This window comes from Pseudomonas sp. P110(2024), assembly GCF_057480795.1.
In genome coordinates this window covers 489,072-514,525 of record NZ_JBLIYT010000001.1, presented here as the reverse complement: position 1 = coordinate 514,525, position 25,454 = coordinate 489,072, and the positions used below count along the sequence as shown (strand labels likewise).

At 64.7% G+C, this 25,454-nt stretch carries 18 protein-coding genes and 1 pseudogene; 11 read left to right on the top strand and 8 right to left on the bottom strand.

The features are described 5' to 3' along the window. Window positions 1-119: 119 nt before the first annotated feature. From AC25ND_RS02485 to AC25ND_RS02475, 3 genes and pseudogenes are all read left to right on the top strand, one after another. The gene (locus tag AC25ND_RS02485; protein ID WP_486976078.1) at window positions 120-4,679 is read left to right on the top strand and encodes an RHS repeat-associated core domain-containing protein; all 4,560 of its coding nucleotides are present in this window, start codon (window positions 120-122) and stop codon (window positions 4,677-4,679) included. An 11-nt stretch (window positions 4,680-4,690) separates the two neighbouring features. Beyond that, the gene (locus AC25ND_RS02480) at window positions 4,691-5,110 is read left to right on the top strand and encodes a hypothetical protein (RefSeq protein WP_028692888.1); all 420 of its coding nucleotides are present in this window, start codon (window positions 4,691-4,693) and stop codon (window positions 5,108-5,110) included. 89 nt (window positions 5,111-5,199) lie between these two features. Continuing rightward, window positions 5,200-5,379 (top strand): annotated as a pseudogene (locus tag AC25ND_RS02475) (hypothetical protein); the annotation flags it as partial. A gap of 82 nt (window positions 5,380-5,461) precedes the next feature. Here AC25ND_RS02475 and dsbG read toward each other — a convergent pair. Genes dsbG through dsbD form a run of 3 tightly spaced genes read right to left on the bottom strand, consistent with a single transcriptional unit; the run spans window position 5,462 to window position 8,770 of the window. Continuing rightward, entirely contained in the window at window positions 5,462-6,220 is a 759-nt protein-coding gene (gene dsbG, locus AC25ND_RS02470) for a thiol:disulfide interchange protein DsbG (protein WP_028692889.1), read from the bottom strand. Window position 6,221: 1 nt separating this feature from the next. After that, entirely contained in the window at window positions 6,222-7,052 is an 831-nt protein-coding gene (locus AC25ND_RS02465) for a TlpA family protein disulfide reductase (RefSeq protein ID WP_028692890.1), read from the bottom strand. After that, the gene (dsbD, locus tag AC25ND_RS02460) at window positions 7,052-8,770 is read right to left on the bottom strand and encodes a protein-disulfide reductase DsbD (protein WP_186596142.1); all 1,719 of its coding nucleotides are present in this window, start codon (window positions 8,768-8,770) and stop codon (window positions 7,052-7,054) included. The genes AC25ND_RS02465 and dsbD overlap by 1 nt, the downstream gene beginning before the upstream one ends. Window positions 8,771-8,967: 197 nt before the next feature. Here dsbD and AC25ND_RS02455 point away from each other — a divergent pair, with 197 nt between their 5' ends. The 3 genes from AC25ND_RS02455 (at window position 8,968) to AC25ND_RS02445 (ending at window position 12,598) form a co-directional block, all read left to right on the top strand. Then, on the top strand, window positions 8,968-9,651 hold the full coding sequence (locus tag AC25ND_RS02455) for a response regulator (protein WP_186596144.1): 684 nt from the start codon (window positions 8,968-8,970) through the stop codon (window positions 9,649-9,651). Next, window positions 9,648-10,970 (top strand): ATP-binding protein, encoded by a 1,323-nt coding sequence (locus AC25ND_RS02450; protein ID WP_182322786.1) that lies wholly within the window; start codon window positions 9,648-9,650, stop codon window positions 10,968-10,970. The genes AC25ND_RS02455 and AC25ND_RS02450 overlap by 4 nt, the downstream gene beginning before the upstream one ends. A 227-nt stretch (window positions 10,971-11,197) precedes the next feature. Further along, a complete protein-coding gene (locus AC25ND_RS02445) occupies window positions 11,198-12,598 on the top strand; it encodes an aspartate aminotransferase family protein (protein WP_028692894.1) in 1,401 nt (466 codons plus the stop codon). 79 nt (window positions 12,599-12,677) lie between these two features. Here the strand turns inward: AC25ND_RS02445 and AC25ND_RS02440 are convergent, their stop codons facing one another. Further along, a complete protein-coding gene (locus tag AC25ND_RS02440) occupies window positions 12,678-13,610 on the bottom strand; it encodes a siderophore-interacting protein (RefSeq protein ID WP_186596146.1) in 933 nt (310 codons plus the stop codon). A gap of 135 nt (window positions 13,611-13,745) precedes the next feature. Between AC25ND_RS02440 and pvdP the strand changes: the two genes are divergently transcribed. Beyond that, complete coding sequence (gene pvdP, locus AC25ND_RS02435) at window positions 13,746-15,368, top strand: pyoverdine maturation tyrosinase PvdP (protein WP_186596156.1); 1,623 nt, start codon at window positions 13,746-13,748, stop codon at window positions 15,366-15,368. Between the two features lie 72 nt (window positions 15,369-15,440). On the opposite strand, the gene AC25ND_RS02430 is transcribed toward pvdP, so the two are convergent. Genes AC25ND_RS02430 through AC25ND_RS02420 form a run of 3 tightly spaced genes read right to left on the bottom strand, consistent with a single transcriptional unit; the run spans window position 15,441 to window position 19,989 of the window. Then, window positions 15,441-16,844 carry an efflux transporter outer membrane subunit gene (locus tag AC25ND_RS02430; protein ID WP_028692897.1) on the bottom strand — a complete coding sequence of 468 codons (1,404 nt, stop codon included), beginning with the start codon at window positions 16,842-16,844 and terminating at the stop codon, window positions 15,441-15,443. 3 nt (window positions 16,845-16,847) lie between these two features. After that, window positions 16,848-18,809, bottom strand: coding sequence for a MacB family efflux pump subunit (locus AC25ND_RS02425; RefSeq protein WP_088852632.1), 1,962 nt, complete (start codon window positions 18,807-18,809; stop codon window positions 16,848-16,850). A 1-nt stretch (window position 18,810) separates the two neighbouring features. Then, window positions 18,811-19,989, bottom strand: a complete 1,179-nt coding sequence (locus tag AC25ND_RS02420; RefSeq protein WP_236180382.1) for an efflux RND transporter periplasmic adaptor subunit — start codon at window positions 19,987-19,989, stop codon at window positions 18,811-18,813. A 212-nt stretch (window positions 19,990-20,201) separates the two neighbouring features. On the opposite strand from AC25ND_RS02420, the gene AC25ND_RS02415 reads away from it, so the two are divergent. The 4 genes from AC25ND_RS02415 to AC25ND_RS02400 all read left to right on the top strand — a co-directional run bounded on the left by AC25ND_RS02415 (window position 20,202) and on the right by AC25ND_RS02400 (window position 23,339). Next, on the top strand, window positions 20,202-20,678 hold the full coding sequence (locus AC25ND_RS02415; protein WP_028692900.1) for a sigma-70 family RNA polymerase sigma factor: 477 nt from the start codon (window positions 20,202-20,204) through the stop codon (window positions 20,676-20,678). A gap of 170 nt (window positions 20,679-20,848) precedes the next feature. Beyond that, window positions 20,849-21,334 (top strand): hypothetical protein, encoded by a 486-nt coding sequence (locus tag AC25ND_RS02410; RefSeq protein ID WP_028692901.1) that lies wholly within the window; start codon window positions 20,849-20,851, stop codon window positions 21,332-21,334. Window positions 21,335-21,387: 53 nt separating this feature from the next. Then, window positions 21,388-22,713 (top strand): MFS transporter, encoded by a 1,326-nt coding sequence (locus AC25ND_RS02405; protein WP_028692902.1) that lies wholly within the window; start codon window positions 21,388-21,390, stop codon window positions 22,711-22,713. A 182-nt stretch (window positions 22,714-22,895) separates the two neighbouring features. Next, window positions 22,896-23,339, top strand: coding sequence for a hypothetical protein (locus tag AC25ND_RS02400; RefSeq protein ID WP_028692903.1), 444 nt, complete (start codon window positions 22,896-22,898; stop codon window positions 23,337-23,339). A gap of 158 nt (window positions 23,340-23,497) precedes the next feature. On the opposite strand, the gene AC25ND_RS02395 is transcribed toward AC25ND_RS02400, so the two are convergent. Beyond that, window positions 23,498-25,162, bottom strand: a complete 1,665-nt coding sequence (locus tag AC25ND_RS02395) for an electron transfer flavoprotein-ubiquinone oxidoreductase (protein ID WP_486976077.1) — start codon at window positions 25,160-25,162, stop codon at window positions 23,498-23,500. Window positions 25,163-25,454 lie beyond the last annotated feature (292 nt).

Below are 25,454 nucleotides of genomic sequence, written 5' to 3'. Positions count from 1 at the left end.
GTTCCCACAGGATCAGGCAAGTCCTGCGCTGATGCGCCGAAGTGGCGCATGGCCACCCTGTAATCCTCACACTTGCCGGTGCTACGCTGCACACACTGCGCAAGGATTTCACTGGTTTCATGGACGATAGCCTGCATGCCGCCCGTATGGGCGATCTCATTCTTCATCCCCCGCTGATGGCCGAGCTGGTCAGTGGCTTGGTCGAGGCCGCCGTCTATGCGGCGGCGGTCGCCGCGGTCGGCGCCGCCATCGGTGGCGCGGTGGTCGCGGTGGTCGGTACCGGCGGCGCCGCCGCCGTGCTCACACCGCTGATTGCCGGGGTCATGGTCAGTGCCGCCGCCATGCTGCCGGCCGGTGAAGACAAGAGCATTGGCGACCATATCAGCGACTTCAGCAACTGGGTCGGCAATTCGCTGTTTCCGCCCGAGCCGTACGGCTCGATCAGCAGTGGTTCGCACAACACCCGCATCAACGGTATCTTCGCGGCGCGCGCCGCCGGAGTGAGTGGTGGCCCGGTCGAGGCGCCGGGCCCAGCCGATGAACCGTCGATCCTCGAAAACATCGGTGCCTACGCCATGGTCGGCGCCTCGATGGTGTTGCCGGTGATCGGCCTGGCGCAGGAGATCAACAGCATCTTCAACCCGCCGGTGACCACGCCGGCCGCGCCCGGATCGATTCCCAAGCCCGAGGACAAGGCGGTCTGCAGCAAGCACCCACCGATGCCCGAACAGTTCGTTGCCCAGGGCTCGGACAAGGTGTTCATCAATGGTCAGCCGGCAGCGCGGGTCGGAGACAAGACCACCTGCGACGGGCCGATCGGCATGACCTACTCGCCCAATGTGCGCATCGGTGGCGGCACCACCACCGTGCGCGACATCCACGACGGCAAGAGCGCCGCGGCGAAGATCATTGGCCTGATTGCCGGGATGCTCATCAGTCGCCGGGGCATGCTCAAGGGGCGCCGCTGCGGGGTGGGCAACCCGGTGGCTCCCGCGATGGGCAGCAAATTCCAGGACGGCCCCGAGGATGTGGATTTCACACTCGCGGCGATGGTCCCGATCACTTGGGCGCGGCGCTATGACATTAACGACCGGCGTAGCGATGGCCTGTTCGGCATGGGTTGGAGTGTGCCCTACGAAGTGCGCCTGGAGCGTGTCGCGCACCCTGAGGGGGGCGAGTTGTGGATCTACGTCGATGATGAGGGCGCCAGGCTGGAGCTCGGGCGTCTGCAGGTCGGCAGTGCCTTTGTCAGCATTCTCGATGGCCTGGCGTTTTTTCATCAGGACAACGGCTTCACCATCGTCGAGGACATCAACAGCGGCTTGTACCGGGTGTTTCATACCGATCCACTGGACAGTCGGCGGTCGCGCCTGGTCAAGGTCGGTGATCGCAACCTCAATTGCCTGGAGCTGTTCTACGATGAACACGGCCGATTGCAGTTCCTCGGCGACAGCTCGGCCCGGATCTTCATCGAACTGTGCTATGCCGACGGGCAACCGCGCCGGGTAGCCGAGATCCACAGACTGTCCTTGCGGCCCGGCCAGGCCTTTGCCGTCGAGCAGCGCGAATGCCTGGTGCAGTATCGCTACACCTCGGCAGGGCAATTGGAGGCTGTCGCCGATGCCGAAGGGCAATTGCTGAGGCAGTTTACCTACACCGACCAAGGGTTGCTGGCCAGCCATACGCTGCCCATGGGGGCTACCCGGTACTACGAGTGGGCCTGCTTCACGCCACCGCCGGCGCGCCAACCGTGCAGTCTGGATGGCACGCCTTACGCCATGCCTGCGCTGTTGGAGCCACAGCCTGAGCATGAATGGCGCGTGGTTCGGCACTGGGGCAGCGACGGCGAGGACTATCGCTTCATCTATGACCTGGAGCAGGGCCATACCCAGGTCATCGATGGCCTGGGGCGTGAGGAACACTATCACTGGGGCGCGCTGAACGAGGTACACACCTACATCGATGCGCTGGGATATCGCTGGCGGCACGACTATGTCGATGGCCTGTTGCGACGCACCCTCGATCCACAAGGTGGCGAGTGGTCCTATAGCTACGATGCGCTCGGGCGCGTGGTTGCCACTGCCGACCCGTTGGGGCGTCGTGAAAGCATCGGCTACACCGAACATTGGGCCTTGCCCACCCGCATCGTCGATGGAGCAGGGCATGAGCGTCGTTATACCTATGATGCTCGGGGCAACCTGTTGTCCGAAGTCGATCCACTCGGGCAACTGACACGTTACGACCACGATCGTCAGGGGCGTATGGTGCGTAGTGTCGACGCCATAGGCAAGGAGCGTTCGTTCAATTGGAATGATCGCGGCCAACTGATCTGTGCGCGTGACTGCTCTGCTCAACAGACCCACTATCGCTACGATTGGCGCGGGCACCTGAGTGAGGTGCGCAACGCCGAGGGTGGCACCACGCGCTATCGCTTCGACAGCCGTGGTCGCCTGTTGCAGCGCGAGTTGGCTGACGGCAGGGTCGAGCACTACCAGATCGATGCGGCGGGGCAGTTGGCCCGCCATGTCGACCCAGCACAGCGCATGACCCAATGGCAATATGACGGCAGCGGTCGACTGCTGCAGCGTACTGATGCGCTGGGGCACACCGTGCGGTTGCACTGGGATGCCTATGGCCGCTTGCAGCAGTTGGAAAACGAGAATGGCGAGCACTATCGCTTCCAGTGGGATGCACTAGATCGGTTGGTTGGTCAGCGTAACCTCGATGGTGGCGGTTTCAGTCTGCTTTATGATGCCCTGGATGCGATCACCCAACGCACCGTGCACCCATGCCGCGAAGCGGAGCCCGTGTTGCCGGGCAGCCCGGATGAGCCCGAAGTGTTTGCACAGGTTCACTACCATGAACACGATGCGGTCGGTCGTCTGTTGTGCAGGCGGACCGACGATGGCGAGACGACCTACCGCTACGATGCTGCTGACAATCTGCTGGCGATCCGTTTCACTCACCGTAATGGTCAGGTCCAGCAGTTGGACTTCACCTACGACGCCATGGGGCGATTGCTGAGCGAAAGTCAGGGTCCAGGGCAACTCGGTTACACCTATGATCCCCTCGGTAACCTGCAGACCTTGACGCTGCCTGACTCTCGCCGGATCAACTACCTGTGTTACGGCAGCGGACATCTGCACCAGATCAACCTCGATGGGCGGGTGATCAGCGATTTCGAGCGCGATGCGCTACACGGCGAGGTCTTGCGCAGCCAGGGCGCATTGCTTACCAGAACCCGTTATGACAGCACGCGGCGCCTGCTGCGCAAGGCTGTGGAATATCAGGATGGCGAGCCCACCCGCTTGCCATTGCTGCAGAAGGACTATGAGTACGATGCGACAGACAACCTTGTCGGCGAGGTACTGACCCAGACGCAGCGCGCTGGTAGCGGGCTGGGGGTCGAGCTTGAGCATCTGGTCGGTCGTTTCCAGGCCGGTGCCGGTGGGCGTGGCAGCTACCAGGGGCGCATTGGTTATGACTATGGGCCCACCGAACGAATCCATGGCGCGTCACGCCAGTTGCCTCAGCAACAGCCGATGGTCGAGCACTTTGGCTACGACCTTGCCGGCAACCTGCTAGAGGGATATCAGGTCAACGGTCGGGTACGGCATAACCGGGTCAAGGTGTTCCAAGACAGACGCTATCGCTACGACCGCTTTGGTCGGCTCGAGGAGAAACGCTCCGGCAATCGTCTGCTCCAGCGTTTTGAGTACGATGCAGAGCACCGGCTGGTCTGTATCCGTCAGCGGCGTGGGCCGCTTCGCGAACGGATCGAGTTTGCTTACGACCCCTTGGGCAGGCGCATCGACAAAAGGGTCTACCGTGACGAGCTGGACGTGCCGGTCAGCCGAACCGAGTTTCAGTGGCAAGGCCTGCGTCTGTTGCGAGAAGTTCAGGACGGCAAACCGAGTCTCTATCTGTACGCAGACGCGGCGGGCCATGAGCCACTGGCCAGGGTAGATGGGCTGCCTGGACATGAGCAGGTTTTCCACTTTCATACGAATCTGGTCGGCCTGGTAGAGCAACTGACCGACGAACACGGGATAACTGCCTGGCAGGGGCAGTACCAGGTATGGGGCAACAACTGCGAGGAATGGCATGCGCCGGAGCAGGTCAGCCGGCAGAATGTGCGTTTTCAGGGGCAGTACCTGGATCGGGAAACTGGGCTGCACTACAACACATTCAGATTCTATGACCCGGATATCGGGCGGTTTACCCAACAAGACCCGCTAGGTTTGAGGGGCGGGATCAACCTCTATCAATATGCGCCTAATCCTCTGTCATGGATCGATCCGTTAGGCTTGGAGGTGGTGCGTGTTTATCATTACACGAGCAAGGAAGGTTATAAGGGAATCATGGGGACAGGCGTGATTAATCAAAGTGACCCCGGCGCCAGGGGGCGAGGCGCTATTCAAGGCAAGCCCAAAGGTGTCTACGTGACGACACTAACGCCTGAGGAAATGGAGAGCACCAATGTAAGAGGTAAAATGGGGCTGACCAAAGAGAAAAGTACCCATTTTGTTTCATTTGAGGTTGATAGCGGGAAAGTTAAAAAAGTGGATCGGCAGAATGCTTATCTAAGGCTCTATATACAAGAAGATATTCAGCTCCGGGACGCTAATAGAAGACTTCGCGCTGATGTCAGTCACGGTGCTTCCGGATGCAAGCTATAGGAGACAGTGAAATGGCTGATTGGTCGGGTGTCATGTATGGCTTTTATACCGATACGTCGCTGGAGGCAGGGCTCGCGGCATTGACGGAAAAAGCAGCACGTCTGGGGTTTCAGTCACAGCAGGAGTGCATTCGGGGAGAGGAGTTTATTCTTTTCTATAAAGATGAGGGGATGCTGAAGGCCCACCTTGAGCAAGGTTACAATCTGGGGGCGACGGGCGAGGGGTGCTTCGGCGTTGAGGCAAAGCCAGCAGCGTTGAACGGGATCGCTACGCTATTCGAGTTTGAAGGTGATTCGGATTTCGAACCGTACGATATCAATTTGCGCTTCAATCGAATTTTTTACTATGTATTGGTGTTGCCGGACAGTGTCGAAAAATCAGATTTCTGTCAGCGTATACACACTCTATTTTCCGAGACCTTGATGGCTTGAGCCATGGTCAAGGTCGAGGGTGAAGCGGGCGTATCAATGAGCGTGTAAAGGACGGCTCCGGCCGTGTGCCGACCGTATCTCCTTGTCCACGACTATTTGGTTGGCTGAAGGAGAACCGCCGCCTGGGTACACGCCGCTGCAAGCTGGCGGAAAGCTTTGCTGCAATGATCAGGATGGCTTGCTGGCGGCGGTGTTTATGGCATTACTTTTCGTACAGTGCCCAGGCGAACGCAAAGCGCTTTGCGACCCGTCAGGGTCGCTGGGCTTGAAGCGCTGTCTGCTGGTGGGTTACGACAGCCCTGTCGAGGTATTCGCCAAAGGCTATCGTTGCACCTTCAGATAGATTGCCGTTTAACGCTTGCCGAGTATCTTCCCCAGCATCTCCGGCCGCGGCGCCCCTTGCTGGCTCTGCAACTGCCCTTGCTCATCCTGGTAGAAGATCGCCGGTGTCGCGGCCAGGCCCAGTTCTTCCATCAGCGCCAGATTCGCCTCGAGCCTCTTCTGAACCGTCTCCGGCACCTTGTCCAGCGCCTTGAGCGTGCTGGCCTTGCCGGCCTTCTCGTGTTCCTGCAAGGCCTTGGCCGGGTCCTTGGCGGCGAGTAGCGCGGCGGACTTGCCCGGGCTGTCCTCGCGGATGATGCCGACCATGATGTGGCGCAGCTGCACCTTGCCCGACTCGACCCAGGGCCGGGCCTGCTGCCAGAACATGTTGCAATAGGGGCAGTTGGGGTCGCTGAACAGGTAGACGGTACGGGGTGCGTCCACCTTGCCGTCCTGGATCCAGGCGGTCTTTTCCATCTTCGCCCAGACCGCCTTGCTCATCGGTGCGTACACCAGCTTTTCCAGTGGCTCGGCACTGAGGTCCTTGCCCTGCTCGTCGAACAGGCTGCCCACCAGCACGTGCTTGCCGTCGGGCGTCAGGTACAGGGCGATGCCGTTGTTGTGGTACTCGGCGGCATAGCCGCGCAGGCCGTTGGGGGCGTCGAAGCTGCCCTTGATCACGGCGCCCTTGGCCTGCAGTTGCTGGATCGGCTTGGGTAGCTCTTCGGCGTGCAGCAGGGGCGCGGCGAGCAGGGTGAAGGTCAGGGGCAGCAGCGCATTCAATCGCATGTCAGTTTCCTTGTGGGGCGGGCGCATCGGCGCGTTCGAAGGGTTCCAGGGCGTGGCGCAGGCTGGCGCGCGACAGTTCGCCCAGGTGGCTGCCGACCAGCCGCCCTTCGGCGTTGTAGAACAGGGTGGTGGGCAGGGCCATGGAGCCGACCTTGCGGGCCAGTTCGCCAGTGCCGTCAAACAGTACGTGGGACAGGGTCAGGCCGGTTGTGGCCATGAAGGTGCTGACGTTTTCCGGGGTTTCTCCCTGGTTGACGAACAGGAAGGTCACGTGGGGGTAGTCGTCCTCGGCCTGTTGCAATACCGGCATTTCGCGCCGGCAGGGCGGGCACCAGGTGGCCCAGATGTTGATCACCAGCGGTCGCCCGCGGTAGCTGTGCAGGGCCACCACCTGCCCGCGGCTGTCGCGCAGGCTCAGGTCCGGCAGCTCGGTGCCCTTGCTGTACAGGTGGCTGGCCAGGCTGGACAGCCCCCAGAACAGCGCGCCGCTGAACAACGCCCAGCCCAGTGGCCGGCGCAGGCCGGGGCGCCGCCAGCCCTGCCACAGGGTGCCGAGGACGATGCCCAGCAGGCCGCCCCAGAGCAGGAAGCCGCCGTCGCGGATGTCGATGACCTGCAGCGGGTCGTCGCGGTACATCGGCCAGTAGGCCAGGACGAAGCCCAGGCGAGCGAACAGCAATCCCAGCAGGAACAAATTGAACAGCGCCGACTCCGGATTCTCGCCGCCGTGCCTGGCCACCCGCCAGCCGACCAGGCTGGCGATGCCCAGCGCCGCGAGCAGCAGCAGGTGGTTAAGGGCCATGGTCAGTGGACCGAGGGTGACGGTCAGCATCAGCCTTGGCTCCTGGTCTGGGCCCAGTGTTGCAGGAAACCGGTGGCGTCGATCTCGCCGGTGATGCGTCGGGCACGGCGCTCGTCGCCTTCCGGGCCAATCCAGATCAGGCTGGGCGGGCCTGGTACCTGGAAGCGCTGCAGCAGTTCGCGACTGGCCGGGGAATCGGCGGTCACATCCAGGCGCAGCAGGTGCATGCCGGCCAGGCTAGCCTGGACATCGCCACGGCCGAACACCTGCTTTTCCATGACCTTGCACGACACGCACCAGTCGGCATAGTAGTCCACCAGCACCCACTGGCCACGGGCCTTGGCGGCGTCGAGCTCACGTTGCAGGTCGGCCGGCGCGCTCACGGTGACGAAGGCGTCGTGGGCGTTGGCCGGGGCTGCTGCCGTGCCCTTGCCGGCGAAGGGCTGCAGAGGTTGCCACAGGTCGTTGCCCCCGGCTGCGGCGCCCACCAGCAGCAGGCCACCCCACAGGGCGCCGAGCAGAGGAATGGCGCGCAAGGCGGGCAGGCGTTGCAGGGCCGGCCAGGCGGCCCAGCCCAGGGCGATCAGCCAGGCGCCGGCCAGGGCCAGCACCAGCGTTTCCGCCAGCAGGCCACGCACGGTGTACAGGGCCATGGCCAGGAACACGAAGCCGAACAAGCCCTTGACCAGGTTCATCCAGGCACCCGGGCGTGGCAGGTAGCGGTTGCCCAGGGTGACCAGCAACAGCAATGGCACGCCCATGCCCAGCCCGAGGCTGAACAGCACCAGCGCGCCTTGCAGCACATCGCCGCTCTGGGCGATGAACAACAACGCGCCGGCCAGTGGCGCGGTCATGCAAGGTCCCAGCAGCAGGCCCGACAACGCGCCCAGCAATGCCGCACCGTAGAGGTTGCCGCCACGGGTGCCTTGTCCGGCTCGGTCCAGGCGGTCACGCAGGGCGGCCGGCAACTGCAGTTCGAAGGCGCCGAACATCGGCAGGGCCAGGAGCACGAACAGGCCGGCCAGGCTGCCCAGCAGCCAGGGCTGTTGCAACCAGGCCTGCAGGCTTGCGCCCAGCAGCGCGGCGATCACGCCCAGGGCGGCGTAGACCAGCGCCATGCTCAGCACATAGATACCGGCCAGCCACCAGCCGCGCCGGGCGCTGGCGCCGTTGCCCAGGACCAGCCCGGCGAGGATCGGCAGCATCGGCAGCGAGCAGGGGGTGAAGGCCAGCAGCAGGCCCAAGCCGAAGAACGCCAGCAGGCTCCAGGCCAGGCTGTCCTGTTGCAGGGTACCGGCCAGCGCCTGGTCGCTGGCCTGATCGGCAGCGGCGACTGGCGTGGCGCTGCCGCCGAGAGCGATCGGCGTGGTCTGCGGCGGGTAGCACAGGCCAGCGTCGGCGCAGCCTTGCCAGCCCAGGCGCAGTTCACCGCCGGCGCCGGCCGGCAGCAGCAGTTCCAGCTCGGAGCGATAGACTGCGCTGTCGCCGAAGAACTCGTCGTGGTGGTTCTCGGCCTGGGGCAGCACGGGGTGCTGCTCAGGGGGCAGTCCGTCGAACTTCAGGCGTTTCTGGTAAAGGTAGTAACCGTCCTTGATCTGGAAATGCAGGCGCATCTGGCCGTTTTCCAGGCGATCGTGGGTCAGGACGAAGGCTTCGTTGACCGGCAGGAAGTCCGGCTTGACCGCAAAGGGGTTGGCCTGGAGGGGGCCGGCGAGCAGGAATGTCAGGAAGAGCAGGAGAACACGCATGTCGACGCCTTGGCAGAGCTTTGAAGAGGGCCATGCTGGCCTTGGGTTATTAACTGAAAGTTAAGTTGGTCTTAGGACCGGTGACAGCCTTGTCTGTACCGATGCTATCAGCCCGACGAAGTCCTCCAAACCCGTTCATAATCCCCCCTTAATCGCCACCCTGTGCAATGCCAGCTTCCCCACCCAGGAGACCCCATATGCATGTTCTGCTCTGCGAGGACGATGACCTGATCGCCAGCGGCATCTGCGCCGGCCTCTCGGCCCAGGGCCTGACCGTGGACCGGGTGGACAGCGCCTCGCAGGCCCGGCAGATGCTCGGAACCGCGAAGTTTGATGTGATGATCCTCGACCTGGGGCTGCCCGACGAGGACGGCCTCAAGCTGTTGCGCCGCCTGCGCCAGCAGGGCGAGACCCTGCCAGTGCTGGTGCTCACCGCCCGCGACGCGGTCACCGACCGGGTCGACGGCCTGCAGGCCGGCGCCGACGACTACCTGCTCAAGCCCTTCGACCTGCGCGAACTGGCCGCTCGCCTGCATACCCTGCTGCGCCGCGTCGCCGGGCGGGCGGTGAACGTCATCGAGCACGGCCCGCTGCGCTACGACCCCAGCAGTTGCGCGGCGACCCTGGGCGGCCAGGCGGTGGACCTGTCGCGCCGCGAGCAGGCCCTGCTGCAGGCATTGCTGCAGAACCCGGGGCGCGTGCTGTCCAGCGAGCAACTCAAGGACTGCGTCTACGGTTTTAGCGACGAGGTCGAAAGCAACGCGCTGAACGTGCATATCCACCACCTGCGGCGCAAACTGGGCAACAGCATCGTCGAGACCGTACGCGGCCTTGGCTACCGTCTGGGGCCGGCCCAGGAGCCGGAGGAGCGTGTGTCATGAGCCTGCGGGTTCGCCTTTCACTGATTCTCGGCAGTGTGTTCATCGTCATCTGGGCGCTGGCGGCGGCCTGGATGCTGCGCGACCTGCGCCAGCAGATGATGTTCTCCCTCGACCAGCGCCTGGTGGCATCGGCGCGCATGGTCGCGGGGCTGATCGACCAGTTGCCGCAACCGTTGACTGCCAAGGGCCAGGATGCGCATTTTTCCGCCGACCAGTTCAGCGTGCCGGACGGCATGGCCTGTCAGGTCAGCTCGCTGCGCGGCGAGATCCTCGCCAGCAACCACAAGCACGACGGCGCCATGGACGACGAGCGCAGCGGCTTCCGTGACCAGACCATCGATGGCGCCTCCTGGCGTACCTTCACCTACAACCATGGCGATGTGCGCATCACCACCGCCGACCGCCACCAGGAGCGCGAGGCGCTGAACCAGTCAATCCTGCTGGCGGCCTCGGCGCCTGTGCTGATGGCCTTGCTGGGCAGCCTGGGGCTATTGTGGATCGGCCTGGGCAAGGGGCTGGCGCCGCTCAATCGCATGCGTGATGCCTTGCGCAGGCGCCGCGCCGACAGCGTCGAGCCGTTGCAGGTGGCCGGCCTGCCCAGCGAGCTGCAACCGCTGCTCGATACCCAGAACCAGCTGTTCCTGCGCATTGCCCAGACCATCGAGCGCGAACGCCGTCTGACTGACGACGCCGCCCATGAGCTGCGCAGCCCGCTGACCGCCATCAAGACCCATCTGCAGGTGGCGCGCATGACCGACGGTGCCGTGCGTGAGCAGGCGTTGGAGCATGCCGAGCAGGGTACCGATCGCATGCACCGCACGCTGGAGCAACTGCTGATGCTGGCGCGGGTCGAGGGCAGCCTGTCCTTCGACGATGGCGTGCAGTGCAGCGCCGAGCAGGTTGCCCGACAGGCCATCGAGGATGCTGGTGGCGGCGACAACCGGCGCATTCACCTGCGCCTGCCCGAGGCGGCGGCCAAGGTCTACCTGAGCATGCCGGCGCCGTTGGCGGTGGCGGCGCTGCGCAACTTGCTGGACAACGCCCTGCGCCATGGCGGCGACGCCGCCGTGGAGCTGGAGGTACAGGCGCAGGACGGGCGGGTGGACTTCCTGGTGCGCGATCATGGGCCGGGGATTGCCCAGGAAGATCTCGAACACCTGACCGAACGTTTCTGGCGCAACGGCCAGAGCGGAGGTTGCGGGCTGGGGCTGGCGATCGTCCAGGCCATCGTCCAGCGCTGCGCTGGCAGCCTGCGGTTCGACAGCCGGGCCGATGGTTTGCGGGTGAGCCTGCAGGTGCCGGCGCGTTCAGGAAGTTGAGTTCGGCGCTGTACCCATCGTGGGGCAAGCCCGCTCCCAAGCAGCTTGGTCATGAGCCCGTGGGAGCGGGCTTGCTCCGCGACAGAGGCCGCACATCTACGACAAATCCCATGACAACCGCTAAATCCGCACCTCGCTGAAGCGTTTTTCAAGCGATAAGAACCCGACACACATCCGGTTACAGGGCGCGTGGCGGGCACATTCGCTTGCTTGCGAGGGTTTTTCCGATGTCGACCGCTTCCAGTCTTGCCCAGGTACTGCCGGCCACTGCGCCGCGTGCCCTGTACGAATTCGAGGATTCGCCCTTGCTGCTGCGCCAGCAGCAGCAGGAATCCAACGCCCGCAGCTACCCCCGGCGCATCCCCCTGGCGCTCAAGCGCGCCCGTGGCCTGTACGTCGAGGACGTCGAGGGCCGCCAGTTCATCGATTGCCTCGCAGGTGCCGGCACCCTGGCCCTGGGTCACAACCATCCGGTGGTGATCGACGCGATCCAGCGTGTGCTGGCCGACGAACTGCCGCTGCACACCCTGGACCTGACCACGCCGGTCAAGGATCAGTTCGTCCAGGACCTGTTCGCCCTGCTGCCCGAGGGCCTGCGCCGGGAAGCGAAGATCCAGTTCTGCGGCCCGACCGGTACCGATGCGGTCGAGGCTGCGCTCAAGCTGGTGCGCACGGTCACCGGGCGCAGCACCGTGCTGGCGTTCCAGGGGGCCTACCATGGCATGACCCAGGGCGCGCTGAGCCTGATGGGCAGCCTGGGGCCGAAAAAGCCGCTCGGCGCGTTGCTGAACAATGGCGTGCAGTTCCTGCCTTATCCCTATGACTACCGCTGCCCGTTCGGCCTCGGCGGCGAGGCGGGCGTGCGCGCCAACCTGCACTACCTGGAAAACCTGCTGTGCGATCCGGAGGCCGGCGTTGCGCTGCCGGCGGCAGTGATCGTTGAGGTTGTGCAGGGCGAGGGGGGGGTGATCCCCGCCGATATCGAGTGGTTGCGCGGGTTGCGCCGGATCACCGAGCAGGCCGGGGTGGCGTTGATCGTCGACGAGATCCAGAGCGGTTTCGCCCGTACCGGCAAGATGTTCGCCTTCGAGCACGCCGGCATCGTGCCCGACGTGGTCACCCTGTCCAAGGCTATTGGCGGCAGCCTGCCGCTGGCCGTGATGGTCTATCGCGACTGGCTCGACCAGTGGTCGCCGGGTGCCCATGCCGGTACCTTCCGTGGTAACCAGATGGCCATGGCCGCGGGCTCGGCGGTGATGAAGTACCTGGTGGAGCACCGCCTGTGCGAGCACGCCGAGGCCATGGGCCAGCGCCTGCGCGGGCACCTGCAACGGTTGCAGCAGGACTATCCGCAGCTTGGCGATATCCGTGGCCGTGGCCTGATGCTGGGCGTGGAACTGGTGGATCCGGCGGGCAAGCGCGACGTCCAAGGCCATCCGCCGGCCTGCCGCAAGCTGGCGCCGAAGGTGCAGCGCGAATGCCTGCGTCGTGGCCTGATCCTCGAGCTGGGCGGCCGCCATGGTGCGGTGGTGCGCTTCCTGCCGCCGCTGATCATCAGTGCCGAGCAGATCGACGAGGTGGCGGCAAGGTTTGCCGAGGCCGTCGCGGCGGCGGTATCAGCTGGCTGAGTGTTCGAATCCAGGCGAAATTCCCTGCAGGAGATCGCCCTGGCCGAAGGGCTGGGTGATCTCCTGCAGGATGCAGGTATTAGTCGAAGGTGCGACCGGCGCGCCAGTAGCCCATCAGCGTCAGGCTCTCCCTTGGCAGTCCGCGCTCCTTGATCAGGTGCCGGCGGATATCCATGACGGTCCCCGACTCCCCGGCGATCCAGGCATGGAAGTCGCCGTGCTCGCCGCTGGCCTGCTCCCACAGGATGCGCTCGTCGATATCCACGTCTTCCAGCTCGACCGTCGATGCGCCGCGCACCGCCGGCAGGCTGGCCAGTTCGCGCACAGCGTGCTGCATGCCCTGGCCATGTTCGCTGCGCAGCAGGTCACGCGGCAGCCAGTGCAGGCGGGTGGCCGGGCTGTGGCGCAGGTCGAGGCAGTCGGCTTCCAGCGGCACTTCGATAAAGGCCTCCACCTGCAGTTCCGGCGTGTTCGTGGCCAACTGCTCGAGGATGCCGGCGATGGCCGGCAGGGCGGTTTCGTCACCGATCAGCAGAATGCGCCGGACACTGTGCGGCGGCTTCCATTCGTAGCCGCCGGGGTCGTCGGCATAGGCCAGGTTGGGTGCGACCATCTGCAGGCGGTCACCCGGACGGGCATGGGTGGCCCAGGCCGAGGCCGGGCCATTGACGCCATGCAGGACAAAGTCCACCTCTACCTCAAGGGCTTCGCGGCGCAGGGCGCGGATGGTGTAGGTGCGCATCGGTGGCATGTCCTGCGCCGCCAGCTCGCGCCGCGCCTGTTGCCATTGCGCGTGCTTGGGCAGGCTTGGCGGTGCTCCTGTGGGCGTCGGAAACAGCAGCTTGACGCGCTGGTCGGGGGCCAGGGTGGTCATCTGCGCCACGTCCTCGCCAGTGAAGACAAAGCGGCTCAGTGACGGGCTCAAGGGTTCAACGGTCTTCAGATCAATGTCGAAGACGCGGTAGGGCGTGGCCTTGAGCGGTTGGGTCAGGCGATCGTGCAGGGAGGTCATGGGTATGCCTCTGTCAGCGGGAGATAACCAACAGACGAGCGCGCCGGGTGGTTAATTAGACGGCTAAATTTTCCCGGCCTATCTACGTCCTAGCTTGGATAGAAGTCGCGGCACGCGAAGACGGATTGAGGCGCAATGACAATTTCCCGACGAGGATTCATCGCTGGCCTGGCAGTGGCGGGCGCCACAGGCACGGCGGCCTATTACGCGCACCAGCAGCTGACCCACGACCCTGAAGACGATATCGTCACGCCCGGCGAGGCCAGCGTCGAACTGGCCGACTATGCCGGGCAGGTCCTGGCCGACCGGCTGCGCGGTGTGTGGGAGATCCGCTTCGACGGTGTAGAACGAGGACTTGACGGGCTGCCTCGACAGGGCGTCGAGATGTTCCTCGACGTCGCCACCAAGGGGCGTGGCCTGCGCGGATTCGTCGATACCGGCGAGGGTCTTCGCGGTGCCGCCGAGCCGGCCTATCGTGTGCTCGGTGACCTGGTCGGTGCCAGCAGCACCGAGGTGCGTTGGCGCCTGGTCAACCAGCACGGCGGGCCGGGTTATGAATGCGTGGCGAGTCTCGACGAGGTTTGGGCCGAGTTCGCCAATGCCGGTAGCGGCACGTTGAGTGGCCGCGTACAACGCCTGGATAGACCGCTGACCCTGCCGGTGCCCGACAGCCGTTTCGTCGCGGTCAAGCGTCTGTTCCCCGAGGCCCGCGAGCGTCTGCCCTATACCCCCGAAATGCGCGAGTGGGTGGTCGGCGCTGAGCATCGCCTGTTCCACCAGCTTTGGCATGCCACCCGAGACCAGTGGCACAAGTTGCCGCAGACCAAGCAGAACGCACTGCGTGGCCTTGGCTGGCAACCTGGGCCGCGCGACCGTGAGCGTGATGCCCGCGGCCCGCGCAAGCACCGCAATGGTTCGGGTATCGATTTCCTGTTCATGCACCGGCACATGCTGATGTATGCCCGCACACTGCAGGACCTGCCTTCCTGGCAACGCTTTCCGCTACCGCAACCCAGCGTCGAATTCGATCGAGCAGGTTTCGCCCGCTACTTCGACAACCACGACGGCTACTGCGTGCCGCCAGGCTGGCAGGCGCCGGGCGACGACGCCTATGGCCAGTGGGTGGGAGCGATCAAGGCCGGCGAGACCTACTGCAGCAACTTCCAGGTGTGGGAGTCGCAGTACCAGGATCCGGTGTACCTGTCGAAACTGACCCTGGGCGCCTTCGGCTCGGAACTGGAGATGAACCTGCACGATTGGCTGCACATGTGCTGGGCGTCGGTGCCGCGCGATCCCAACAATGGCGCGCCGGTGCCGTTCGCCCGCGACCAGGCGGACTTCGCCGCGCGCTGGTTCGAACCTGAGAACGACTTCCTCGGTGATCCGTTTTCCTCCCATGTGCATCCGGTCTTCTGGGGGTTCCACGGCTGGATCGACGATCGCATCGATGACTGGTTCCGTGCCCATGAGCGCCATCACCCCGGTCAGGTACGTCGCCTCGAAGTCAACGGCGTGCCCTGGTTCGCTCCCGGGCGCTGGGTGGAGGTCGATGATCCCTGGCTGGGTCCGGATACCCATGGCTGCAGCACGCAGCCGGGCATGCGCCCGGGCAAGTCGGTGGAGATGGACGTGGAGACCATGAAGTTGGCCCTGCGCATCACCTTCGGTGACGAGGACAAGCTCGACAACCTGCTGCGCAAGGTGCCGCAACGGCCCTGGTATGCGCGACACCTTTCGTTGAAGAACATCGTTTCCTGAGGCTCCGTGCGAAAGCGCCAGACCAGACAATGAAGTTCTCTGGCCTGGCGCTTTTGCGGTGCAAGCCTGCTCCTACAGCGTCTGCGGCGCCTGCCAGCCTCCGCCCAGTGCCTTGTACAACGCCACGCTTCCCCGTAACTGCTCCAGGCGCAGCTGCGCTTGCTGGTCCTGGGCCAGGTACAGCGTGCGCTGGGTCTCGAGTACGGTGAGCAGGGTCTCGGCACCGGCGGTGTAGCGTTGCTGGGCCAAATCAAAGGCGATACGCGCCTGTTCCACTTCCTGGTCCTGCCAGCGGCGCTGGCGCTCCACGCCGGCGATGGCGTTCAGGGCTTTCTCCACATCCGAGAACCCGGCCAGGATGCTGGCGCGGTACAGCTCCAGCAACTCCTGCTGTTCGGCACGGGCCGCGTCCCGGGCGGCACTCAGCCGACCGTTGTTGAAGATCGGCGCGGTGAGCCCGGCGGTGAGGGTGTAGTAGGGGCTGTCGAAGATATTGGGCACGGTCCGGGCGCCACTGCCCAGGTCCGCGCCCAGTATCAGACGCGGCAGCATCGCCGCCCGAGCTACCTGGATATTGGCGCTAGCCGCCGCCAGGCGTGCCTCGGCGGCGGCGATGTCCGGGCGGCGGCCGAGCAGTTCGCTGGGCACGCCGCTGCCGATGGCTGGCCACTGCACGTTGCCGATGGTTTCGTCGGTGGCGGGCAGCGCCTGCACAGGATCGCCCAGCAAGGTGGCAAGGACGATGCGGTTGTCCTGACGGCGTTGTTCGAGCAGTGGTAACTGGCGCTCCTGGGCGGCCACCAGGCTGCGCTGCTGGGCCAGTTCCAGGCGGGTGGCCGAGCCCGAGCGTTCACGGGCTTCGACCAGGCCCAGCACGTCGCGGGCGTTGCTCAGGTTGAGGCGGGCGATGCGCAGTTGCTCGTCGAGAGCCAGGCCTCGCAGATAGCTGTCGGCCACGGCGCTGACCAGGGTCAGCTCCACGGTCTGGCGATCGAAGCGGCTGGCGTCGAGGCTGCGCAGGGCGCTGTCACGGGTGGCGCGCAGACCGCCCCAGAAGTCGATCTCGTAGCTGGCGCTCAGGCGGGTTCCGAACGAGGTACTGGTGCGTTCGTTGCTGCTGGCGTCGAGTTGGTCGTTGCCCTCGCCGCGCAGCAAGCGCTGGCGGCTGCCGTTCAGGCCCAACTGCACCTCGGGCAGCAATGGCGCGCCGGCGATCACGGCGCTGGCCTGGGCCTTGCGCACCCGCGCCGCGGCGGCGGCCAGGTCGTGGCTGTTGAGGCGGGCGCGTTCGACCAGCCGGTCCAGCTCGGTGCTGGCGAAGGCGCGCCACCACTGGCTGTCAGGCAGGGGCTGGGCTGTGGCCGGCCCCTGCCAGGCGGGTGGCGTGTCGATGTTCGCCGCCGGTGGCGGCGGGCTGCTGCAGGCGGCCAGGCAAAGGCTCAGGGTCAACAGGCTGGTACGGCTGGGAATCGTCATGAACTATTCGCTGGTAAGGGCCTTGACCGGGTCGAGGCGGGCGGCCTTGCGGGCCGGCATGAAACCGAAGACCACGCCGGTGATCACGGCGCAGGCGAAGGCGCCGAGGATGGCGGGCAGGGCGAAGGCCACGGCGATGTCGGCCAGCAACAGGCCGCCGCCGATGGCCAGGGCCAGGACGATGCCGGTCACGCCGCCGACCATCGACAGCATCACCGCTTCGGTGAGGAACTGGCGCAGGATGTCGCGCTGGCGCGCGCCGGTGGCCATGCGGATACCGATTTCGCGGGTGCGCTCGCGCACGGTCATGAGCATGATGTTCATCACGCCGATGCCGCCGACCAGCAGCGAGATCGCGGCGATCGCCCCAAGCATCAGCGACAGGCTGTTCTGGGTGCGGGCCTCGGCCTGGATCAGCGCGGCATCGTTGGTCAAAACGAAGTCATGCTTGCCCTGGTGGCGCTGCAGCATCAGGCGCTCGATCGCCTGCTCGGTTTCCTTGACCCGGCCGGAATCCAGGGCGGCGATGGTGACGTATTCCGGATCGCGGCTGCCGAACAGGCGGATGGAGGCGGCGGAGTAGGGCACCACCACGCGCTCGTCGCTGTCCTCGCTGCCGGAGCTGGCGCCTTTGCCCTGGAGCACGCCGATCACCTGGAACGGCACGTTGCCGATCAGCAGGTACTGGCCGAGCGGATTGCTCCCTGCGCCAAACATCTTCTCGCGCACCTTCTGTCCGATCACGGCCACGGCGGCGGCGTTGGCTTCGTCGGCCTCGCTGTAGAAGCTGCCCTCGACCACCGGCCAGTTGAAAATCTCGGGAAATCCGGTGTTGTTGCCGCCGACATAGAACTGCTCGCCCTTGTTGCCGTGGCGCACCATGAGCTTGTCGCCGATCACCGGCATGACGCGCTTGACCTGCGGCAGTTCGCCGATGGCGTCGACATCATCGAGGGTGACGATACCGGTCAGCTCCTCGGAGGAGTGCTTGCCGTTGAGGTAGAGGATGTTCGAGCCGAAGGCGGCCATCTGCGCCATGACCTGGCGCTTGCTGCCTTCGCCGACCGCCAGCATGACCACCACCGAGGCCACCCCGATGATGATGCCGAGCAGGGTCAGGGCGGTGCGGAAGCGGTTGATCCACATCACCCGCCAGGCGGCCTGCAGGGACTCTGCCAGTTCGCCTTTCCAGGCGCCGCGCTGGGTGGCGCCGAAGTCCAGGCGTTGGCGCAGGTCGTCGGCTTGCACCTGTCGGGGCGGGGCATCGGCCGATGACGGGGTGGCCGAGTCACCGACCACCTCGCCGTCGCGCACCTCGATGATCCGCTGGGCGCGGGCCGCGACCTCGCGATCATGGGTGATGAGGATGATCACATGGCCCTGGCTGGCCAGCTCGTCGAGCAGGGTCATCACCTCGGCGCCACTGTGGCTGTCGAGGGCGCCGGTGGGTTCGTCGGCGAGGATGATATGCCCGCCGTTCATCAGCGCACGGGCAATCGACACCCGCTGTTGCTGGCCGCCGGACAACTGGTGCGGACGGTTGCCGGTGCGGCTGGCCAGCCCTAGGCGTTCGAGCAGGGCGCGGGCGCGGGCATGGCGTTCGGCGGGCGGGGTGCCGGCGTAGATGGCCGGCATCTCGACGTTCTCCTGGGCCGAGCCCGAGGGGATCAGGTGGTAACCCTGGAACACGAAGCCAAAGGCTTCGCGGCGCAGCCAGGCCAGCTCGTCGCTGTCCAGTTCGGCCACGTCCCGGCCAGCGAAGCGGTAGCTGCCCGAGGTGGGGCGGTCGAGGCAGCCGAGGATGTTCATCAGGGTCGACTTGCCGGAGCCCGAGGCGCCGACGATGGCGACGAACTCGCCGGGGTGGATGCTCAGGCTGATGCCGCGCAGCACCTCGACCCTGGGCGAATCGACACCGCCATAGACCTTGCGGATGTCGCACAGCTCGATCAGGGGCGTGGCCATCTCAACCCCCACTGGCGGCAGGAAGGCCGATGACCAGGCGCTCGCCTTCGTTCAAACCCTCAAGGATCTGCACCCGCAGGCGGTCGCTCAAGCCGGTGCGCACCTGGCGCGCCTCGACCTGGCCCTTGCCGTTCAGCACCTGGGCCAGGCGCAAGCCCTCTTCGGGGGTCTCGTCCAGCGCGGCCAATGGCACGCTGAGCACCTGGCTGGCCTGGCCGGCGACGAAGAACACCTGGGTGGTCATCTCCGCCATCAGGGCGCCGTCGGGGTTATCCACGTCCAGCAGCACGGTGTACTGGACCACCTTGGTGCCCGTGGTGCCAGCCGTGGTGCTGGCCGGGCTGCCCCCGCCCTGGCTGGATTGGTCCAGGGGCTTGGGCGGTACCGGCAGGATCTGCCGCACGGTGCTGGTCCAGCGCCGCTTGCCGCCGGCCAGGGTATTGAAGTAGGCGGTCATGCCCGGCTTGACCTTGCCGATGTCGGCTTCGGATACCTGGGCCCACACGGTCATTGGCGAGAGCTTGGCGATGCGCAGGATCAGCGGTGTCTGCTGCTGGGCGTTGAGGGTCTGGCCCTCGCGGGCGTCCACCGCCACCACGGTGCCGCTCATGGGCGCGTAGATCCGCGTGTAGCCCAGCTCCGCCTCGTCGCTGCGCAGGCTGGCCTGGGCCTGGCGGATCTGCGCCTGGTACATGTCGATGCGCGCCTGGGTCACCTTCAGTTGCGCCGCTGCCGTTTGCAGGTCTTCCTGGCGGCTGGCGCCGGCCGCAGCCAGATCCTGCTGGCGTTTGTACTGCTGCTGGGCGAGCAGGTACTGCGCCCGCTGTTCGGCGAGCTGGGCCTTGAGGTTTTCGATCGAGTAGCGCCCGGCATCGAGCTTGGCCTGCTGCGTGGACGGGTCGATCTCCACCAGCAGTTGGCCCTGGCGCACTTCGTCACCGGGTTCCACATGCAGCTTGCGGATCTGCCCCGAGGCCTGGGCGCCCACGTCGACATAGCGGCGCGGCTGCAGGGTGCCCAAGGCGGTGACGCTGCTTTCGATGTCGGCGCGGATCACCGGCACGGTGCTGACCGGTGCGCCGCCGAGCGGCAGGACCTGCCAGGCCACCAGGCTGCCGAGACCGACCAGGCCCAGGGCGCCGATCAGCACGCTGCGGCGGGTATTGAATGTGCGTGTCATGCGGGCTTCCAGCCGGAGGTAGTGGCCGAGTGCCGCGATGGGGCGTGCGCTCGGGGGTCCCAGTTAAACGAATGATATCGATGACGATTTAGCGCAGAGAAGGGGGCTGCGTGTTGCTGCGAATAATTATAATTTGTAAGATCGCACGCTGATATCATCCAGACCTCTTCCTTGGCTCGCAACGCTAGGGCAGGGTGACGCCAGGTGCCGTCGTGGAACATTACTATCGCGAATTGGTGAGCTTCCTGTCCGCCCGACTCGGTAATCGCCAGTCGGCCGAAGACGTCGCCCACGATGCCTACATCCGGGTGTTGGAGCGCACGGAGGGCGAGCATATCGAGCACCCGCGCGCCTACCTCTATCGTACGGCCATGAATCTTGTGGTCGATCATCACCGTCGACATCTGGTGCGTCAGGCCGAGCCGCTGGAGGTTCTGGACAACGATGAGCGCTGGCATACTCCGGCGTTGACCCAGAGCATGCAGCTCGACCAGCGCCTGGCGCTGATGCGCCAGGCGCTGGATGAATTGAGTGGGCCTTGCCGCGACAGCTTCCTGCTGCGCAAGCTCGATGGCCTGTCGCACCAGCAGATCGCCGAGCGCCTGGGTATTTCCCGCAGCCTGGTGGAAAAGCACATCGTCAATGCCATGAAGCATTGCCGTGTGCGCATGCGCCAGTGGGAGTCCTGAGCGAGCCGCCTGCGGATGTGAAAATTCCGTGAGTGGGCGACTTGATTTCTCCCGGGATCACGACAACTATCAATAAAGACCCCCGTTCAGGCATTGCGCCCGACGTTGCCGTTGCCGGCGCAGTATGGTCATGGAGCTACCGTTACCACCCAACTGCCCAGGTCCGGACGATGCCTAACAAATCCATGCGCATCCTCATCGCCGACGAGCACCCCGGCCAGCGCCTGCAGCTGGAGAAAATGCTCAATGGGCTGGGTTATTACCGGATCGCCCCGGTGGAGAGTTTCGACGACCTGCAGCGCCTGGTGCATAGCGCACTGGAACCCTTCAACCTGTTGGTGGGTAACATAGAGCTGGCCAGTCATGCCGGGGTAGACCTGGCGCGCTTCTGCAGGGTCAGTTCGCAGATCCAGCACGCACTGCTGTACCACTCGTCACACCTGAAAGTGCCCGCCGTACCGCCGAGCGATCGCCACGCCGTCAGCATCAGCCTGCCCCAGGCGCCCGACAGCGAGGCGCTGGAGTCGTTCATGGCGATCATCGACATGCCGGTGCTGGTTGGGCAACTGCCCTTGCCGCCGGGGTTGGCGGGGGCGTCCAGTTATGCCCGGCGGCGTACCAACCTTGCGCAGACCGTGTTTTGCCGCAATCCCTGAGCGATCAGTGAATTTGCTATCCTCTGGCCTTTTGCCTCGTTGCGGAAGCTGCCATGACTGCCATCGATACCACCCGCCCGCCACGGTTCAGCCGTAGCGATCACCGGACCCTGGGACTGGCCGCGCTGGGTGGCGCCCTGGAAATCTACGATTTCATCATTTTCGTGTTCTTCGCGCTGACCCTCAGCCAGCTGTTCTTCCCGCCTGAGATGCCGGAGTGGCTGCGCCTGCTGCAGAGCTTCGGGATCTTCGTCACCGGCTACCTGGCCAGGCCGCTGGGTGGCATCCTCATGGCCCATTTCGCCGACCACCTGGGGCGCAAGCGGGTGTTCAGCCTGAGTATCCTGATGATGGCGCTGCCGTGCCTGCTGATCGGGGTGATGCCGACCTACGCCGACATCGGCTACGCCGCGCCGCTGATCCTGCTGGCCTTGCGCATCTTGCAGGGGGCGGCGGTCGGCGGCGAGGTGCCCAGCGCCTGGACCTTCGTCGCCGAACATGCGCCACCTGGGCGTCGCGGCTATGCGCTGGGCTTCCTGCAGGCCGGGCTGACCTTCGGCTACCTGCTCGGGGCGCTGACCGCGACCCTGCTGGCGCAATTGTTCACGCCCCAGGAGATCCTCGACTACGCCTGGCGCTATCCCTTCCTGCTTGGCGGCGTGTTTGGCGTGATCGGTGTCTGGCTGCGTCGTTGGCTGAGTGAAACCCCGGTGTTCCTGGCCCTGCGGGCGCAGCAGGAGCAGCCGGTGGCCTTCCCCCTGCGACGGGTGCTGGGCACTCACCGACGGGCCTTGATTCCAGCCGCGCTGCTGACCTGTGTGCTGACCTCGGCGGTGGTGGTACTGGTAGTGATCACCCCGACCGTGATGCAGCAACGGTTCGGCATGACAGCCGGGCACACCTTCGCCCTGAGCAGCGTGGGCATCGTCTTCCTCAATATCGGCTGCGTGTTGGCGGGGTTGCTGGTGGACCGTATCGGCGCCTGGCGGGCGCTGATGTTCTACTGCCTGCTGCTGCCTTTGGGCATTGGCACCTTGTACGCCAGCCTGGTGGGGCAGTGGGGGCAGACCTGGGCGGCCTATGCCTTGGCTGGCCTGTCCTGTGGCGTGGTGGGGGTGGTGCCGTCGGTGATGGTTGGGCTGTTCCCGGCCGAGATCCGGGTGTCGGGCATCTCCTTCACCTACAACGTCGCGTACGCCCTGTGGGCCAGCACCACGCCGTTGGCGCTGATCGCCTTGATGCCCTGGAGCCCATGGGTGTGCGTCGGCTTTTGTCTGGTCATGGGCATGGTCGGATTGCTGACGGCGCTCTACTTCAGACGCCGTGAGCCGTTGGGGTTTGCGGCGCAGCCGATGCCGCTCATGTGTGGTGACAAATGAAGCGGTAAAGGCTGCAGGGCAGTGAGGCAGACTTCCGGGCCAGGCAATCAACAGGTCCTACAGGCAGGGTAGGGATTTTGAGCGTCTGCAGCTCTGCTCCCCTACTGCGCCTTCGAGATTGTGCACGTAATTTCGACTGATCGTTGATGGACCATTCGTTCATACAGTCAGGAGAAATATGCATGTCCAGTTTCAGCATCACTTGGATGACGCGGGCCCAGCTGCCTGCGTTTCCGCCACAGATGAGCTTTTCGGCTGCCAATCCCGCCAGCACGAAACCGGATGATCAAGCCAGAACGCCGGTGATCCGCTGGGGCCGCAGCCTGGCCTGCGTGCTGGAGTCCCGCCTGCACCCTGATCAGGCCTGGATGGTGGTCTACGGTGATGGCAAGCAACTGACCGGCGTGCACCTGCTGCATGACTTTCGCCACATCAGCCGTATCCAGTTGACCGCCAGCAGCCATGCCGTGCTATTGACTGACAGTGCGCAACGCCAGCAGACGGTCGATTTCTCCCTATTGAAAACACTGGATGGCAGGAGTGGCGATCAGGCTCCGGGGCATGGCCTACCCAGTGAGATTTCGTTCATGCTCACCCATGGTCAGGACTTCCTGGCAGTGGACTAGAAGGCTAATCTGGCTATGACCTCCGATCTGACAGTCCTATAAACGGACGACCGGTCAATGGCACTTCAGGGCAGGTCTTGTGCTCGAGATCAGCGACCATGAAAAAGCCCCCTGGCCGCACGGCCAGGGGGCTTTTGCTTACCGCAAGGGCAGGGCGCTTACATGTTCGGGTAGTTCGGCCCGCCAGCGCCTTCAGGGGTGACCCAGGTGATGTTCTGGGCCGGGTCCTTGATGTCGCAGGTCTTGCAGTGCACGCAGTTCTGCGCGTTGATCTGGAAACGCTTGTTGCCGTCTTCCTGGGTGACCACTTCGTACACGCCGGCCGGGCAGTAGCGCTGTGCCGGCTCGTCGTACAGTGGCAGGTTGCTGGCGATCGGGATATTCGGATCGGTCAGCTTCAGGTGGCAGGGTTGCTCCTCTTCATGGTTGGTGCTGGAGAGGAATACCGAGCTGAGCTTGTCGAAGCTGAGCTTGCCGTCCGGTTTCGGGTAGTCGATCTTTTTCGAGTCGGCGGCGAGCTTGAGGCAGGCGTAGTCCGGCTTGGTGTCATGCAGGGTGAACGGCAGCTTGCCGCCGAACCAGTTCTGGTCGATGTAGTTGAACGCGCCACCGAGCAACGGGCCGAACTTGTGCAGGGCCGGGCCGAAGTTGCGGCTGGCGAACAGCTCTTCATACAGCCAGCTGGCCTTGAAGGCGCTGACATAGCCGTTGAGCTGGTCGCCGCCTTCGCTGCCGGCGATCAATGCGTCAGCCACCGCCTCGGCGGCGAGCATGCCGGATTTCATCGCGGTGTGGGTGCCCTTGATCTTGGAGAAGTTCAGGGTGCCCAGGTCGCAGCCGATCAGTGCGCCGCCATTGAAGACCATCTTCGGCAGCGAGTTCAGGCCGCCTTTGCAGATGGCACGAGCGCCGTAGCTGATGCGCTTGCCGCCTTCGAGGTACTGGGCCATCACCGGGTGGTGCTTGAGGCGCTGGAACTCGTCGAACGGCGACAGGTACGGGTTGGAGTAGGACAGGTCGACGATCAGGCCGACCACCACCTGGTTGTTCTCCAGGTGATAAAGGAAGGAGCCACCGGTGTTCTCGGCGCTCATCACGTCCAGCGGCCAGCCGGCGGTGTGCACCACCAAGCCCTGCTCATGCTTGGCCGGGTCGATTTCCCAGATTTCCTTGAGGCCGATGCCGTAGTGCTGGGCGTCGGATTCGTTGTCCAGGTCGAAGCGCTTGATCAGCTGCTTGCCGATATGGCCACGGCAGCCCTCGGCGAACAGGGTGTACTTGGCGCGCAGTTCCATGCCCGGCGTGTACAGGCCGTCCTTCGGCTGGCCTTCACGGTCGACACCCAGGTCGCCGGTGACGATGCCGCGGACCACGCCGTTCTCATCGAACAGCGCTTCCTGGGCGGCGAAGCCCGGGTAGATCTCGACGCCCAGGCTCTCGGCCTGCTGGGCCAGCCAGCGGCACAGGTTGCCCAGGGAGATGATGTAGTTGCCCTGGTTGTGCATGGTCTTGGGCACGAACAGGTCGGGAACCTTGGTCGAGCTGTCGGCACTTTTCAGCACATAGATGTCGTCGCGCTTCACTTCGGTGTTCAGCGGCGCGCCGAGGTCTTTCCAGTCGGGGAACAGTTCGTTCAGGGCGCGCGGCTCGAACACCGCGCCGGAGAGGATGTGGGCGCCGACTTCGGAGCCTTTCTCGACCACGCAGACGCTGATCTCGCTACCGGCTTCGGCGGCCTTCTGCTTCAGGCGGCAGGCGGCGGACAGACCCGCCGGGCCTGCGCCGACGATGACCACGTCGAATTCCATGTATTCGCGTTCCACAGGTTCTCTCCTACTCAAGGCTCATCGCGTTGCTTGTCTTTTATGGGTGTTCACGGTCACGTGCGGCGTGCAGAGGCTGTAGCTTCGCAGGTGATGGACTACACCGTTTTGTCTTGGCCGCGCATTATATCTACACCACTTGGCGGGTCCAATACAAACGTTTGTTTGAATTTGCCGAAGGCCCGTAGAATCGCAGGTGGGCGGCTGGAGGCTGGCCAATTTGCCGTATTGACCGGATTGGGTGTTACGGTCAAGATACGAGCGCTTTCGCGTTCGCCGTAGGCTGACCGTC